The organism is Sphingobacterium yanglingense (assembly GCF_004363245.1).
GTDB lineage: Bacteria > Bacteroidota > Bacteroidia > Sphingobacteriales > Sphingobacteriaceae > Sphingobacterium > Sphingobacterium yanglingense.
Window position 1 is genome coordinate 48,654 of the sequence record NZ_SNYV01000015.1, and the last position, 17,253, is coordinate 65,906.

Below are 17,253 nucleotides of genomic sequence, written 5' to 3' on the forward strand. Positions count from 1 at the left end.
GTTTTCTAAAAACGAAGACCCAGTTGTAACGCAAAATTGCGAGGCATCTGCGCCACGACTACCCCCTGTCCAGCAAAATATTCTGTATTTGTCAAGTTGTTCATGCGTAGCCCTATCCTATATTTCTCCCGTTCAAACGAAACCGAAGCATTCACCAAAGTATAAGCCGGGAAAATGAACTGCCCAGTAGCAGCATGATCCACCGTGATCTGCTCGCCGACTCTATTCACGCCAAGACCTAAGCCTATCCCGTGCAACGCCTTGCTCTGGAATACATAGCTCGTCCAAGAATTGAATACATGCGCTGGACCTGCTGACGCTGGTCTACGACCATTCACTTTATCATCTGCTTTCTGGAATTTGCTGTCATTATACGTATATCCCGTTATAATATTCAAGCCACGCACCGGATTCGTTATCAACTCAAACTCCAGTCCCTTGCTACGTTGCTCCCCATCCTGAATCGTTATATTATAATCCTTACCACCTTGCGTCACCGAAATATCCCGAGTCATATTATTGACCGTGATATCATAATATGATGCCGTAAAGTTGAAGCGATTGTTCCAAAAATTGGTTTTCACCCCAGCTTCCCATTGATTAGCCGACTGCGGTTTCATGATATCCGTATACCCCTCCAACCCCTTATTATCAACAGGAGCTACGTTACTAAATCCATTCATATAGTTGGCATACGCAGAGAGACGGTCCTTCAGCACCTGATAGACCATACCAAACTTTGGCGATACAGCAGTCTGCTCATAATCTCCACTCCGCACATTGGTATTTAGATTGAGCTGTCCTCGGGAGTTAAAATGATCTACACGCAGACTGAGCAATGTCGTCCAGCGATCTGTCAGATACAACACATCCGACACATAGGCTCCATACACATTACTAGACGAATAGGTACGCACCATATTTGCTTTTGATTGCTGTATACGTGCTGTCGCCAATTCCCGGGATATAAATCCATAATCACTCGCCAGATTCTGTCCATTTATCGTATCAAATTTGACGATCGGCGAATGGTTATTACGCAGCGATTGATTGAAATAATCAAGACCAATCAATAATTTGTTCTTGACACGTCCGATCTGGAAAGTACCATTAAAGTTCTGCTGAATACTCGTTGAGCTCGCCTCTGAATTATTAAACTGTACATTACGCTCCAACTGAGCATCACTGTCATTTCCACGAATAAACTGATACTGATACAATCCCTCCGTCTTACGGAAGTTTCTCGATATAATAGTCTGCGAGGTCCAATTGTCCGAGATGCGATAGCTCGCCTCACCTTTTACATTCGTGGCCGGAGCCTTCAAGGTCATATCATTATTTGAATAAGACCTACTCCAGTCAAATCCAAGTTCTTTTGGAGTCCGTGCAAAAAATGGACGCGTCCTACTCAGGAAAATAATAGGTGTATTCGTACCCTCATAGTTATAGATCTGCGCTCCCAGGTTGAATCGCAAGCGGTCATTCACCTGATAACTAAAACTAGGTGCTGCAAAGAATGATTTTCTAAACTCAGCATCCCTAAATCCGTTCTGATATTGATATGCAGCATTCATTCTAAAAAGCGTCTTTCTATCCGAAGTTACCGGACCATGTATATCCGCGGTCAATCTATTCAGGTTAAAGCTTCCCATAGTATACGAGACCTCACCACCAAAATAATCCTGAGGCTTCTTAGATACAATATTGATCAATCCACCAAAAGAAGTTACCGTACCTCCATACAATGTACCTGACGGCCCCTTGATCACCTCGATACGTTCCACGTCCGCAGGGTCGATTTCCCCATTGGTCGTAGCCGGTACCCCATCCACCATCGATACCTTAGTCGGGAATCCGCGCAGGTTGTAATAAAAACTACCATCTCCACTTCCTCTGCCTGGGCTGCCCTGCATCTTGATCATCCCCGGCACATTGCGTATTACTTCCGAAAGATCCGTCGTCACCTGCTCTTTCATCAGCGACTGGTTGATACTGGTATACGCCTGCGGATTCTCCATATAGGATAGCGGCATCTTGGCCACCGTCGTACTATCACGCTCCAGGAACTTATTACGGCGATAACCATATACAGTCACCCCGTCCAGATTATTCATTTTCTTGATGACATAAATTGCCGGTAGTATTGTCTCAGACGACTTGATCTCTATATGCTCACGGATGATCTCCACATCATTGATCGTAGCCTGCAGCACATAATGCCCCGCAGCTAATCCATCCAGGTAAAACTCTCCTGCGGCATTCGTTCTAGCCTGATGAGCCGTATTCAACACCCGCAAGAGAGCATCTTTGACAGGCATCCCTTCCGACATCAAGATCGTCCCTTTGATCCGTTCCTGTTTCTGTGCCGATACTGTTAGGGATAGTAAGCAGCATAAAAAAACTGATAAAACTAGTTTCATTTTAATATAAACTGAAGTTAATAATGATATATAAAAGATAATTATTTACACTTTACGAAATCCTAAATCCATAGCAATCCCCTGCCGCTCAATAGCAGCACCATTCCTTAAGGACGGTATTTAGCACCTCCTACTTAAGACGTGCGATATAGATCCCGCTTCCTCCTATTGCTTCGATTTTTGTATTTAAAATAGTTGTATTGTCCTGTACTAAAAAATGATACTTACCATCCTCCGTTCCAAAATTGGCATAGTAAGGCCTTCCATCCACTTCGCCCACAGGATAGATTGTACCATAACGGTCTAACGAAGAGACCAGCTTAAAAGTCAATGCCTCGACATCTACCATAGCCAATCTTGTCGAACAGCTGAACCATTGGCCCGGATTTTCTGGCATCTTCCAATCCTTATCGATATACTGTACGAGGACATCTTTACCCTGTATCGCGATAACCGATATAATACGACGTGCATTTAGAACCTTTTGCAGGTCCACAAAAAAATCAGGATCAAAAGTACCATCCTTACGTACCCGTAATAGACCTCCACTCACTGCATCCTTCTGTTCTGGTCTATAGTCCTGTATACGGGCGACATACTTTGATGGTCTATAATACAGGTCCCCATTCGCAAAATCTTTGGCAAGATTATTATAACCTATAGTCATACGTGAATCATTGGAATACCCCACTTTTTTCGTTTTGGTATTGAATACGGCAACCTGTGCCTGATCCACAAACTTTCCTATAGCACCCGGATTAGCCCCTATAGGTAACAAAATGCGCCCATCACTCCCCAGAAAAGCGTAATATGTATTTGTACTGACCTCTATATCCTCTCCTAGCGGCAGTCTTTCCACCTCAATCTCTTCCCCAATCTCCATTGTCGAAGGATTGAATGCGACCACCTTTCCATCAGCCAAAAAGAATACATAAGCCTCCTCATCCGAGACAAAAGCTACCGCACCAAAAGAAGCACTGCTTGCTATCCCAGCAAAAGCTATTGAGTCCGTGGCCTGGATCTTATAACGAACATCCACCTCGTATTTGGTCAGCTGCCCCCGAGCCCCATCCCAGACATAAGGAGATCGTCCATAAGAATACATAGCGACGTTATTCCCTAACAGATACATATCTTTAGGGTCTGCCTGTATAGGCACACCTGCATAGGCTCCCATATAGTACATCCTTCCCTTAGGCGTATTTACCCGAGTTCCGATCAGTATTGCCTCGACATCAGACTGTTTATCCCCTGAAAATGGATTACACGCCTGTAGGCAAAGCAAAGAAAATAACAGTAATCTATACATCATTATATCGTTTGGGCCAATACTTCTACATCCCCACTTACAAAACGGAGATAATTATCCTCTGGCGAAAGGTGTCGCTCCGCAATCAGATAATGCCTCCCTGCAATCGTTTCCAGATAATAGGTTTCCCCAGGTTCTAGCGTATATAGCTCACCATTCGTACATTCGATAGATTTTTGCTGTTTCGAGCTGTTTACAACCTGTAGATATCCTGAAAACTGAACTTTAACATTATCACCCTGCACCTCAATAGGTCCCCGAGCCGATGTAATGATCAATCCATCCTGAGCAGGAGTACTAAAGCCCGTATACCCCAGCTTGTGGAAAACCACTCCCCCAACCAACAGCAATAACATCGCTGCTACCAAAGGCCTGTAAAGAAGATTCTTCCTGCGTGTCACAATTCGCTTGAGATCTTTCCGCTCATCTATAGCCTGCTCCAATAGATTGTCCCATACTGCAGTCCTCATCGCTACAAGGTCAACAGGATCTAAGACATAGGTATCTACATCCGTACTGGTCAACCAATTCTCTACAGCTAGGGTCTCGGCCTCCGTGGCCGTCCCTTCATTATATCGTTGTAAAATATCTGGAGTGATTTCCAAAACAATTAAATTATCTATACCAGGCACCATCTTGAGCCCCACTTGCCAGAGCTTTTAGAAGGTACTATATAAAGAGAGTTGTACAACTCCTTATTTACCCTTAGTCTAAATAAAATATTTTTTATACTTTTTCATCGAGACCGCCTTTTATCGTTTTCAAGGCTTTGGTAAGATGGGCTTCCACCGTTTTTTCCGCTATAGCGAGCTCTTCGGAAATTTCACGGATATTCAAGCCCTGCTCCCGGCTCATCATAAAAACAGCTTTACATTTTGGGGGCAGCTGATCCGCTATGGCGCTGATTCTATTTTTTAATTCCTGAAAAAACACCGTTCGCTCCGTATCGTTATTAGCTTGATTCTGCTCCTGTGATATTTCATCCAGATGCTGTTGACGTCGTTGCGCTGTTTTGAGATAATCTAGCGCCGCCAGTTTGGCCGCCCGATTTAGGTAATGCTGGATTGGGATTTCCAGTTCAATATCAAATCTTCGTTCCCATAGTTTGAGATAGATATTCTGCACCAGTTCCTGCGTTGTCGATTTATCCCCGACCTGCCTAAAGATAATAGTAAACAGCTGATCCGACGTACAGTTATACAGCTCTTCAAAGCCCTTCGCCGTCCGAAAATCAACCATAATATTATTTCTCTCGCACATCTTTTTATTTAGAACAAATCTAATTTAGTGCAAGTATAGAAAAAGTCTGTGAGGTAATCCTAATTTATTTTGAATTAAAAACTCTGCCCAAAACAAGTTACTAAGAGAAAGGTCATATACAAATTGATATCTTTTTCTTTAAATATCATACGGAGCGTAGATACCGCTTTTGACTTTGCAAAATAAACAGTGCTTGTTGTCGTTCCGAGTAAATCGCAGATCTCCTTTGTTTCCATCCCTTCCAGATAGGCCATACGGAATACCTCTGCCTGTTGTTTGGGTAGCTTTTCCAGCTCTTGAACAATCTGCTTTATCAATTCGATATAGATGATCTGTCCCAACATATCCCCTTCGTTTCCTTCGATGCCAGTCCAGTCATTATGCGATAGGGAGATTTTTTTTTGATATGCTGACCCCATATGATCATAACAGGCATTTCTAGTCACCGAAAACAGAAAAGATCGTATCATTTCATAGGTTTCCATTTTTTCTTTTCGCTGCCAGAGTTTACAAAACGATTCAGAGACTATCTCTTCTGAGACCTCCCTATTCTTCGTTATTTTGTACGCAAAAAAATGTAGGGGTTCACCAAACTGAGCGATAAAATACTGCAAACCTGCTTCATGTCCAAGACATAAAATTTCTACATATTTCAGGTCATCTCTCACGCTCTAGAGGTTTAAATAATTTGATAGCATAACTAAGTTAAGCAATATAAATCAAACGCCACAGCAGGTAAACTAAAAAAATGCACCTACATACAGCTAATAAATAGTTTAGTGCTAAATTAAATAAAACCAGTTAGAAAAGACACCGCCCAACGATTACATAATCATTATATAACATACTCCTAACACAAGGAGTATGTTATATCTACAGTGTTAAAAATATTACTTCAAAACACCGCCTTTCCAAACTAGCTTTTCCCCCCAAAAAGGTAAAAGGGTATTTTTACAGTCCACACCAGGAAGATGTTTCAGTGTCTGTGTAATAGAAGCCTGTCCTTTCGGGTAAGGCTTATGCCTCATTTCAATCAGATGCGATAATAGCGCATAGTTGGTTTTTACCTGCCCCTCGCCAGTTCCCAAAATATCATTCTCTCTTGGCGCCCCCCATCGTAATACAACTACATCGACAGGTCCTTCAACGTTTTTAAATCGTCGAGGATCAAATCCAGAATCGCCACAGTGTAGCAGAGAAAAATTACCGGCATCTTCTCCACAATCAATACGAACTACAGCTACAAAGTTTGGCAGATCTGGACTCCGCAGATGATCCGATATATCAGTTTTTAATGTAAAATTACCGATCTTATAACTTGTCGCGGTAGTCGAAAAATATGGAGCATTGTCGGCATCAAAGTTGGTTATTACCGGTTTTCCCAACTGCTTCATAGCAGCCATCAATTTCACATTAGCATGATCGCCATGGTTATGCGTGATATATAAAAAATCTAGATATGGAGCCAATTGTTCTGCCAATCGATGATCGACATCTATTCCAAAACAACCTGAAGGTGTCTTTACCACAAACCCCATATTATACAGCATCCAGACGGATGCCGTACCTTTTTTGACCTTTGTATGTTTTACCTCACGCAACACTTTTTCAAAAGCTAATCGATAAGCATAGAGGATAGGTTCTTTATGCTCCAATTCTTCCGCTTCTTCCTCAGATTTCTTCAGGTACTCTTTAAATGGAATATCCGAATATGGATCCGAGTACGTTTCGATTGTTTTTAGCAAAGACAATCGCTCTTCGTTCAATACCAAAGGGCTGGTTTTGTTCAACTTTTTAATAGTCTCTACTCCTACATTTACGTAGCTTTTCTGGTCTTTTTCAAAAGATCTCTTCTGTGCACTAGAAAATTGGCAAAAAGCGAGCAGTAAAATTGATAACGCGTACTTAAACATATTAGAAGAGTTATAGCATCTGTCCATTTTTCCAAATCATTTTCTCTCCCCAAAACGGAATAATCGTATTATCACACTTAACTCCAGGAAGATGTTTCAATGTTTGCGAGATTGAAGCCTGTCCATTTGGATACGGATCATGTCTCAGTTCAATCAAATGAGACAATATAGCATACTTAGGTTCCACTTGACCACTTCCCGTCCCTAAAATATCATTTTCTCGTGGCGCCCCCCACCTTAGAACAGCCAAATCTAAAGGTCCTTCTACCTTTGTAAACTCATTAGGTCTGAATCCCGAATCACCACAATGTAACATGGAGAAGTTGCCCGCATCTGGACCACATTCGACACGGAAAACCGTCACAAACTTCGGCAATGCCGGATCCCTCAAATGGTCTGTAATATCCGTACGTATTTTTATATTTCCAATGGTAAAGCTCTTTGCATCTTTGGCATAGTACTTCTTGTCCTTATCATAAAAATTAGACAATACAGGCTTACCTTTTTTATTCATCGCATCCATCAGTTTTGTATGTGCATGGTCTACATGATTATGTGTCACACAAAGGAAATCGAGATACGGCTCTAGCTTTTCTGCCCAACGATGGTCTACATCGATTCCAAAAGTTGCAGAAGGCGTTTTGACAACATAACCCATATTATACAAAAGCCATACTGCGACCGAGCCATAGGCCACTTGAGTCTCCTTCACCTCGTCCATAACTTTATCAAATGCTCTACCGTATGCATACAGAATAGGAGTCGTGTATTCCATATCCATCGATGCCTCATCCGTTACTTTAAGATATTGTCCAAACGAAGCTTTCGGAAAACTATCCGAAAACACTTCAATCTGTCTCAATAGCGTCAACCTTTCATTGTCTAATGAAAAAGGAGACGTTTTCAGTAATGCCTCATAAACGGCTATGCCATCATTCGTGGGTATATTTGTCTCCAGAAAAGTCGTAACATCCAATGTATCGATATCCGTCTCATTAATCAAGAATCTCGTTTTTGTACGAACGACACCTCCTCTTTTGGCATCTACCAATGAATAGTTTTTATCTTTCACAAAAACTTCTGGTGTAAAACTACCATCCATTTTTTCATAACTGATAATATTACCAACTGCACCGACTCTATCCTCAAAGGTCACCTTATCCACCTTAGAGGACACCTTCACTGGAGAGTTCACCAATGCCGAGACATAATCAGTACCGTAAATATTGGCACTGATAGATTCTACCAATGATTTATTACCAAATAAATCAACATTCTGTGCCTTAATTTCTAATGGTCCTTGGAGATCAACAAATTCGACAACTTTGAAATATCCTCCCATCTTTACATCAAAGTTCGCCTCATTATAATCTACTCGCATCGAATCTTTTGTGTCTCCCTGCGTATTCCAGGTCAGTACACAATGCGACCTATTGGCATCAGTCGTTGGAAAGAGATTGACACGGATTCTGTAATACCCAGACTGTGCTCCCATTTCTTTAATCTTACCGGCATAGACCAAAGGCCCATCTTTGATATGTTGGTTCAGCAGATCATCTGCATTATCGCAGCCTATCAGAAAAAGCTGAAAAAATACTAAAAAAAGTATATAGTTAATTTTGCTCATAGCTTCTGTTGTTAATTAAAGGCAATGGTTAATAGCGTTTCAATATTTCACCAAACATCTGGAACTCATTGATTGTATAAAATGCTTCATTGGCATTATACGATTCCATGAGCTGTAACCTCATATAGCGGAACGGCTCAGTAGGTTTTGCATCAGGGTTCACATTATCCTCATTAATCAAATATTCTTGATTGATATTGAACCAATCTTTTTCCTCATCTGTCAGACTCGCTAGGTTAACTGGAGTCTTACCCACATATTCGCCTATCAGTGTCCAACCTTCTGGAAATTTGGCCCACCGTGCGCTATTCGCATCATTAGTACCCCATATCCTAAAACGCTTTGGACTCGATCTCGCATATGTATAAGAAATATGAACTCGTGGCCATATTTTCACCCTATTCAATCGAGCTTCCATATTCAGATCGAAAGTCGCATATACATCGTGTACAATCTCACGCTTTGAAGGATCTGTATTTGACAGGTTCTTCACAAACTTGTAGCCATAGTAAAGGTTGCCCGAGGTCACACCATTAAACATTGTCTGTGGAGCATTGCCCGCAGCATGAGCATTACCATCATTCTGTAAGCCAGTAGCCGGATTTACTCCGTATATACCATAGTCGCGGCTTCCGTTAAATAATGTAGGGTTGAAAAAAGAAACCGCTTTGACGTACTTAAATTCTATTTCCTCTTCTTTATACGGTATCAGCGAATTAATCAAAGTATCCGACCTGTTGCCCCACTTATCAGATACTGTAAAGCCAAACTTCTGCTCGCTAGACGGATATTGTCTAACAAAAGCAAACGTATTTACCGAGTCTCTATTATAGATAGTCTTGGTAGGATCTTCAACCAGAGAGATCACCCCCACCTGTAGGATATCTTCCGTCAGCACATGAATTGCCAAAGGATTAGCATTGTTATTTTCCCATTTCAAACGTACACCACCAAATGCAGGCTCCACAAATAGAGATTCGAAAGCAATCTCAAGCGGAGATAAAAGTGGTGCAGCGTTCACTGTAGTGATATCTGATTTATTACCACTTATATCTATACAGGCCAATTCTACCGACTTTACATCTGTTCCTGTAAAACCTTCCACCAAAATCACTGAACTATAACGCGACACCTTGAACTCGACATTTTCTCCCCGTTTATTCTTGTAGGTCGCTACCACCTGGTCAATATTTGGGTTACCAGCCGGTATGCTAAAATGGATCTCCAATGCACCAGATTGAGCGACAACCTTATTCACAGTCAGTTTATCGGGTCTATTATTGTCTATTACCACCTGCTCTACCCCCAGATAGCTGTCGCCACACCCCATTAATAGCGACAGACAAGCGACCATAGCTATTATAAATCTCATTATATATTTCATCTTTTCCATTTCTATGAATTAAAATCAGTTATACGCTTACCATCCCGGATTCTGCACGAGCGTCTTGCTTTGTAACAGGGTATTGGTACGGATTGGCATCAGGTAATCTTTCATGGAGAACCGAGGTTGTGCCAGTACTCTGACATTGTAAAAATCAGCTTTATTCTCTCCATCCTTATTCCATCCTAAAATCGGACGATTAAACATCTCTTCCGCCATCAACCATCTTCTGACATCGTAATAAAAATGTCCTTCAAAAGCCAACTCGTTCATTCGCTCCCGACGTATAATCTGCCGAAGTCCCCCTTCAGTACTAGGCTTTGATTTGAACCGTGCTGACGCATATTTGTTCCAACTATCTACGACTCCCTCCATTCCCACACGGGCTCTAATTACATCCAAATAATAAAATGCATTATGTCCATGGGAGTCCATTTGTGTAGGACCGCCCACTTCATTCAGGCTTTCTGCCAGCAGAAGGTACATATCTGCCAATCGAATAACTGGAAATGAATAATCCTCTCGCATCAACGTAATACGAGTTTCTGTATAGGTTGTCTTTAAATGACTTAGCTTTTTTGCAAGGTATCCTGAGAATGGATAACCGCCATAGGCTTCCGAATGCTTGAATCCACTACCAAAATGGCGCATCATATTCGGGAACGAAGCTTCGCTCAAAGGCTTCTCCCGTCCTTCCCATATCCCACCATCAAAACCGACTGATGCATAAAAGCGCAAACAACGATTGAAATGAAGTACAGCCGTCTCTTGCCCTTCTTTTATGAAATATTTGCTATGTTCAGCGTCAGGGAGTTGTGTATTATAGCGATTTTGATACCACCCTTTAGTTTCCCAATCTGAATCTTCTTCAATGGGCACCCCTTTGGACGAGTAGAACATCTCGACCACATTCAAAGTCGGGCTTTGGCGCTGCCCAATATCTGAACCCGCTGATCCCGCTAAATTAAAATACTCATCATTACTCAACATTGTTGCCCAGCGCTGTAATACTGTTGTACTCTCATTTACTGCCCATATCACCTCTGGATTCCAAGAAGCTGTGACTGCTTGCCTCAGGCTGACCATTGCCTTGGTCGTATCATTAATATTTGTACTATTGATACCACGAATAGCGTTATTCCCTCCATCTGTGGTCACCATAATTACTGCTCCATCCTCTTCTGCAGCACGTACTGCTGCATCACAAGCCGCCAATGCCCGCTCCCATCTTGCTTTTGAATCCCCTACAGGGAAAAGCTCGATACCCCTCTTATCTTTAAATCCATTGTAATTATTATTGTTATTGAATAAGGGGCTTGCAGCCAACACAAGTGTTTTAGCCTTAACACTTAATGCAATAGTTTTCGTAAAACGACCGTATTCACTCACGATATCCAGTTCACCTATAGTAGGCAGGTTTTCAATTGCTTCATCTAATGTCTGTACAATATAATCTACCACCTTATCCACGGGCTCGCGATATATCTCTAACTCTTCCCCCTTTGCTGAAATCGGAATCACTTCATCCATAATAGGAATAGGTCCATACAATTGGAAAAGGTACAAATGTAGATAAGCTTTTATAGCTTTCACTTCCGCTATCCATTTGTCCCGGGTCGACTCGTCCAGATCACGCGGTCCTCCATCTTCGACACGGATATGATTCAGGAACACGTTACAGTGGCGGATCCCCTGCCAGATATTTCTACTAGCACCATTGGCGCCATCCCAAAAATTAACATAAGGATTGGCCACGTTATTTCCTTTCAAAAAGGCCATCTGTGTAGCAGGAGGCCCTGCGGAAAAACCTCCACCTGTATTTTTTTCGGAATAGATAATATCTCCTCCCCCTGAAATACCCAATGTATTGGTCGGGTTTACCACATTTGGCAAGCTATTATAACAAGTAAATAGATACTTCTCCGCGTTGTACTTATCCTTAAAGGCATCTTCCAATACAGGCTTGTCGTCTGGTAAAATATCCAGATACTTATTACAGCTGCTGACAGCAGACAATAAGATAAAAGTGAATAAATAATATATACGTTTCATGTAGTATGTCTTTGTAGTTTAAAAATTGATCTGAACCCCTAGATTAAATACGCGCTGTAAAGGATAGGCAAGACCATTACCACGCATCTCTGGATCCCATAATTTAAAATCAGACAGCGTAAGGAGGTTCGTTCCGCTCGCATACACCCGTGTTGAGACACCTCGTATGTCTGGAATCTTATATCCCATCTCTACCGATTTCAGTCTGATATAACTTGCGGTACGCATCCAATAGTTGCTTTTTACGAAATTATTATTGTTACCTGCTGCAATACCACTACCATCTGGAGACAGACGCGGCCATTTAGCATACAGGTCGCGGTTGGTCTCAGTCCATAGGCTTTCTGGAATAAAACTTAGCATTGCTCTATTTCCTTTTAACCCTGTTTTCGAACCATCCTCCGTCCATTGTCCATTTTTCAACTCACCAGAAAACACCTCTACAAACGGTGCCATAGCCCTTGCATCGAGAAAGAAAGAATAGCGTGCTTCTCCCTGAACAAATGCCGATATATCGAAATTTTTATAACCAAAAGAGGCTCCCAATCCATATTGGATTTCGGGATTGACGGGATAGCCCATAGGGACGATATCAAAGGAATTGATGACCCCATCCCCATTGATGTCACGGTATTTGATATCACCTGCCTGATAGTCCCCTCCCGAACTATGGACCTGTTGTATCGGAGAATTGGCCACTTCATCATCATCGATAAATAAGCGTTCGGCGACATATCCTCTTGACTGGCCGACCTTCTGCCCGATCACCGAGCGCCAAGGTGCCACTTCCGAATAATCCAATTCATCGTATACTGTAATTTTAGATGATCCATAAGTAAAATTACCCCGCAATATATACCACATACCATTATAGAACGACTTATTGTAATTCAGTGTAAGATCGAAGCCCTTCCCAACAGCTTCACCATAATTAGTACGGATAGTGCCCGCTACGCCCATTACCGATGGTATATCACTTCTTTCCTGTACAATATTGGTACGGTTCTCACGATAGACTTCAGCAATCAAAGAAAGATCATTATTCAAGAGGCCTAGTTCTACTGCTAGATTTGTTTTATACGACACCTCCCATGTGATATAAGGGTTGGCATGGCGCAGGGTTTGGATCGTAGGTCGTGTAAAAGTCTCGTATGGGTTATTCCCAAAACGCCCCGCTGCAGGGCCATTCAGATTGATATTAGACGTAAAGAAAAAACGATCGTAATCTTTTACGATAACGTCATTCCCCACCAGACCATACGTACCTCTTATCTTGAACTTAGGAATGACATTTTGTAGCCCTTCCCAGAACTTCTCGTCCGATACCTGCCACCCTAGCCCGAAAGAAGGAAAGAATCCCCATCTGTAACGAGGATCGAAACGCTCTGACCCATTTATCCCGAAATTGAATTCGGCAAAATACTTCTGTGATAACCCATAAGTAAAGCGCCCCGCAAGAGCCACATTTCGAGACGGAAGTGAGCTATCCAAATTGACAGGACTTCCATCCATACTCTCTTTTACAGATCCCACTAATAGTCCGCCTACATCGTGCTTACCATCAAATTTTCGATTATAAAGCATCGCTCCTTCAGCATAATAACGGGCCTGTACCGTCTTTCCTCCGGCAGTATAATCTATATGATCTGAACCTCCCTCTGGATTTAAAGAAGCTAAATCGTAGGGAAATTCTGGATTATTCGGGTTATAAGTTCCTTTAATATACTGATAGTAAAAAGGATCATAGCTCCGAGCTATGTTAAACCCCGAATATCGAGTAAAGCTACCGATAAAGCGTGCTTTTAGTCCCTCGGTCACCGACCTCAGATCTTGATGCAGTTCCAATTGTGTCAATAAAGTACTGTTTCTCACATCCTCATACCCTCTCATCACATCGGCATAGGGGTTCATATATTTAGGTGCTCCATCGCCATACTCACTATCTGAATAGTTTCCGAACAGAATGCGATCCACATATTGTGTAGCCCTGTCCGGTGCATAGTACGCCGGAAACAATACTGGATTGGCCAGTAAACTGCGGCCATAGGTATTCGCTCCTCCACTTCCCGACTCACCTATAGGTCCGTTATAATCGTCAAAGTTGGCATTTAACCTTACTTTGGCTTCTAATGTTTTCGTTAAGTTTAGATTCACATTCGAACGAACCGTATATTTTTTGAGATCAATATTCGTATTGAATGGATTGACATTGTCCACTTTCAATATCCCTCTGTCCTGCGAAAACGATCCTGCCAAATAATAAGTCGCTGCATTACCACCCCCAGTCAGGTTGATATTGGCCCGTTGATTAATGGAATGATTTTTCGTCATCAAATCCTTCCAATTGACCGCTGGATAGACATACGGATTACGGTTTGGATCCCTTGTCATATCAATTTTCCCTTGTGGATATGTCAATATATCATGTCGGGTTAAACTAGCTATATTCGAATATTCCATAAAAGTAACTGGATCCACCACATCGACCTTAGTCGTCGGAGTTGAAGCTGACGTCTCGTATCGAAATGAGGTCTTTACTTTTCCCTTTTCACCTTCCTTTGTTGTCACCAAGACCACCCCGTTCGCTCCACGCGCACCGTACAATGCTGTAGCTGAAGCATCCTTCAAGATAGAAAAACTGGAAATATCATCGGGGTTCAAGCGCGACAAATCCCTTGATGTCATCTCGATGTTATCGATCAGAATCAAAGGCGATGCCAGTCCACTCCCGAACGAAGTGACACTACGCACAAAAAACTGTGCATCCTCTTCCCCTGGAGCACCAGTAGATTGATATGCTACAAGCCCTGCCATACGCCCAGCCAGTGCAGTAGTCAGATTGCTGGAAGGAGTTCGCAAATCCCTAACATTGACTGTAGTAATAGAAGACACCACACTCTCTTTTGCCTGCCGCCCAAATGCTACGACAACCGTCTCTTCCAATTCTTTATTGTCCTTAGCTAGCCTGATATTGATCAGCTTGGAAGCCCCCACTTTTACCCGTTGTTGGATGTAGCCTACCATCGAAAAAATCAGAGAATCTCCTTCGTTGACTGCCAATTCATAAACACCATCAGCAGCCGTATTCGTACCGTTCGTGGTTCCTTTTACTAGGACACTCACCCCCGATATCGGTGAATCATCAATCGCCTCAGTCACTTTTCCTGTTATCCGATGCTGTTGAACAAGGGGTAACTCTCTGACCATATCTTTCGTCAGATTAACGACAGATTTTCCTGTCGCTGCCGTAGCGGTTGCAGCTGGTTTTATTACGATTGTATTACCTTCCAACAACCAGATTACAGGCTGCCCCTGCAACAGCTTCTCCATCGCCCTTTCGACTTTCAACTTTTGGATATCCGGACTGACTTTAATATGCGCTAGCGCTTTACTTTTTATAAAAAACTCATATCCGGTCTGTTGTTGAATGCTTTTCATAGCTTGCACCAGAGACATCCCATTTGCTTTAAGGGTAATATTCTGAGCGAATCCATTGGCCCATAGTGCTGTAATATTTAGCAAAATAAGTACAACTATTAATTTCATAATTAAGAGCACACGGTTAACAGAAGGCCTATACAGTCCTTCAGGTTTTGTTTTAAAAATCATACATTTGTACTGTTTAGATCATATTATAATTTGTTAAAATGAAAATTCCTCTCTTCGCTTAGAGATAATAATTGCGACAGATAGATCAAACATTTGCGGGCAGTGTTCGCGCACTGTCCGCTGTTTTTTCCATCTCCCTTTTTCTGTCCGTTTTTAATCCATAATAGTTTTTTGTTGGTTTTTAGTTGAAAATTAATAATTTGTTCCTTTCTCCTATGCGTTCTAGTTTGAATCGAATGCCACTGCTCTCCAGTATTTTCAATACCTCTTTAAAACTTTTCCCTCTATTGATACTAGCATATAGATGTATAGGTTTTATAGCATTATCTATACTGAAATCAAAATCGTACCAGCGACTCAATATCTTTAGCGCCTCTCGCAACTCTACCTCTTCGAAGACAAACCGATTATCTTTCCAAGCGATATAAGGCTCGACATCAACTTTTCTTTTGCGCAATCCTTGCTCACTACTGACTCCTTGTTCTCCTGGTTTCAACGGAAGGATATTACCTGCGACGTGCAGTGAAACAGCTCCTTCTATCAGCGTAGTCAGGATGTCCCCTTGATCGTCTGCATACGCCTTAAGGTTAAATTCAGTACCATGTACCACTACTTGCTGTTGAGCTGCTTTGACCGTAAATGGGGTTTTCTTTCCGTTTTTGGTAAGGGTAGAAACATCAAAATAAGCTTCCCCCTGAAGCTCCACCATTCTATCCTCTCCTGTAAATTTAGAAGGGTATGTCAATTTTGAATCAGCATTCAACCAAACCTTTGTACCGTCGGATAATGTTATCTGATATTGTCCTCCTTTTGGTGTAGCTATGGTTGCAGAGACGACCTCATCATTATCTAGATTATGGATCAGTGTGCCGTCTTCATACTGCATTTGATTGCCCAATACCACACCATGTTGGTCTTCACTCAGCTCGATTATACGACCATCTGAGAGTGTAATAGAAGCTCTATTAGTACCAGGATCAAGATCTTCGAGTACCGATGTGTCCGAGCCAATTACTCCCAATCGGTAATACAGGAGAACTCCCAATAAAAACACGCAGAAGATGGCAGCATAAGGCAGTAATCTACGAAACATGTTTACCTTGGGCCGTTGATGAATCTTGGATAATGTATTTTCTAGTATCCTCTTCTGTCTATCGTTCTTTTCTTCTTCTATCGACAGACTCAGATACATAGCTGTATCTTCCAGTAAAGTACGGTCATCCTCCACCATCAGCAGCAACCTATCTATAGAAGGGGTTTTCCTAGCCAATTCGTTGAGCTTGATCAATTCATTAGTCGTAATCGTCCCTTCTATTTTCCTCTTGATTAACCTAGCTATTTCTGAAGTATCATACATATTACTTTCACCTTAATAACAGCAATACGAATCAAAAAGAAGAATCTTAGTAAAAAAGTGAAATAAAAAGATTGTCCAGCGTGATCGAAGTCCACATAATCCGAACAACCTTGTACAAAAGTTTGAGAACCCTGTACAAAACTTTCACATTCCTGTACACAAGTTTGAGAAACCCGTACACAACTTTGAGGCTCCTGTACAGAAGTGCGAGATAGTTGTACAAAACTTCGCTAATCTTACACAAAAGTTTAAAAGTCCCGTACACAACTCTGAAAAAACCGTGCAAAACTTTAAGAGTTCTGTACAAAAGTGAAAGAAACCT

At 41.9% G+C, this 17,253-nt stretch carries 11 protein-coding genes; all 11 read right to left on the reverse strand.

The window, feature by feature from the left end; translation table 11 throughout:
* Positions 1-5 precede the first annotated feature (5 nt).
* The 11 genes from CLV99_RS14010 to CLV99_RS14060 all read right to left on the reverse strand — a co-directional run bounded on the left by CLV99_RS14010 (position 6) and on the right by CLV99_RS14060 (position 16,931).
* On the reverse strand, positions 6-2,420 hold the full coding sequence (locus CLV99_RS14010; RefSeq protein ID WP_133585146.1) for a TonB-dependent receptor: 2,415 nt from the start codon (positions 2,418-2,420) through the stop codon (positions 6-8).
* A 130-nt stretch (positions 2,421-2,550) separates the two neighbouring features.
* Positions 2,551-3,732: a DUF4374 domain-containing protein gene (locus tag CLV99_RS14015; protein WP_133585147.1), complete on the reverse strand. Its 1,182-nt coding sequence runs from the start codon at positions 3,730-3,732 to the stop codon at positions 2,551-2,553.
* Complete coding sequence (locus CLV99_RS14020; RefSeq protein ID WP_133585148.1) at positions 3,732-4,376, reverse strand: hypothetical protein; 645 nt, start codon at positions 4,374-4,376, stop codon at positions 3,732-3,734. Before CLV99_RS14020 ends, CLV99_RS14015 begins: the two co-directional genes overlap by 1 nt.
* Positions 4,377-4,455: 79 nt before the next feature.
* Positions 4,456-4,989, reverse strand: coding sequence for an RNA polymerase sigma-70 factor (locus tag CLV99_RS14025; RefSeq protein WP_133585149.1), 534 nt, complete (start codon positions 4,987-4,989; stop codon positions 4,456-4,458).
* Between the two features lie 74 nt (positions 4,990-5,063).
* Entirely contained in the window at positions 5,064-5,657 is a 594-nt protein-coding gene (locus tag CLV99_RS14030) for an RNA polymerase sigma factor (RefSeq protein ID WP_133585150.1), read from the reverse strand.
* A 222-nt stretch (positions 5,658-5,879) separates the two neighbouring features.
* Positions 5,880-6,902, reverse strand: a complete 1,023-nt coding sequence (locus CLV99_RS14035) for an MBL fold metallo-hydrolase (RefSeq protein ID WP_133585151.1) — start codon at positions 6,900-6,902, stop codon at positions 5,880-5,882.
* Positions 6,903-6,912: 10 nt separating this feature from the next.
* Positions 6,913-8,529, reverse strand: a complete 1,617-nt coding sequence (locus CLV99_RS14040; protein ID WP_133585152.1) for a DUF4998 domain-containing protein — start codon at positions 8,527-8,529, stop codon at positions 6,913-6,915.
* Between the two features lie 28 nt (positions 8,530-8,557).
* Positions 8,558-9,901: a DUF5126 domain-containing protein gene (locus CLV99_RS14045; protein WP_162850114.1), complete on the reverse strand. Its 1,344-nt coding sequence runs from the start codon at positions 9,899-9,901 to the stop codon at positions 8,558-8,560.
* 48 nt (positions 9,902-9,949) lie between these two features.
* Positions 9,950-11,965: a RagB/SusD family nutrient uptake outer membrane protein gene (locus tag CLV99_RS14050; RefSeq protein ID WP_133585154.1), complete on the reverse strand. Its 2,016-nt coding sequence runs from the start codon at positions 11,963-11,965 to the stop codon at positions 9,950-9,952.
* Positions 11,966-11,983: 18 nt separating this feature from the next.
* A complete protein-coding gene (locus tag CLV99_RS14055; RefSeq protein WP_162850115.1) occupies positions 11,984-15,511 on the reverse strand; it encodes a SusC/RagA family TonB-linked outer membrane protein in 3,528 nt (1,175 codons plus the stop codon).
* 244 nt (positions 15,512-15,755) lie between these two features.
* Positions 15,756-16,931 (reverse strand): FecR family protein, encoded by a 1,176-nt coding sequence (locus CLV99_RS14060; protein ID WP_133585156.1) that lies wholly within the window; start codon positions 16,929-16,931, stop codon positions 15,756-15,758.
* Positions 16,932-17,253: the final 322 nt, after the last annotated feature.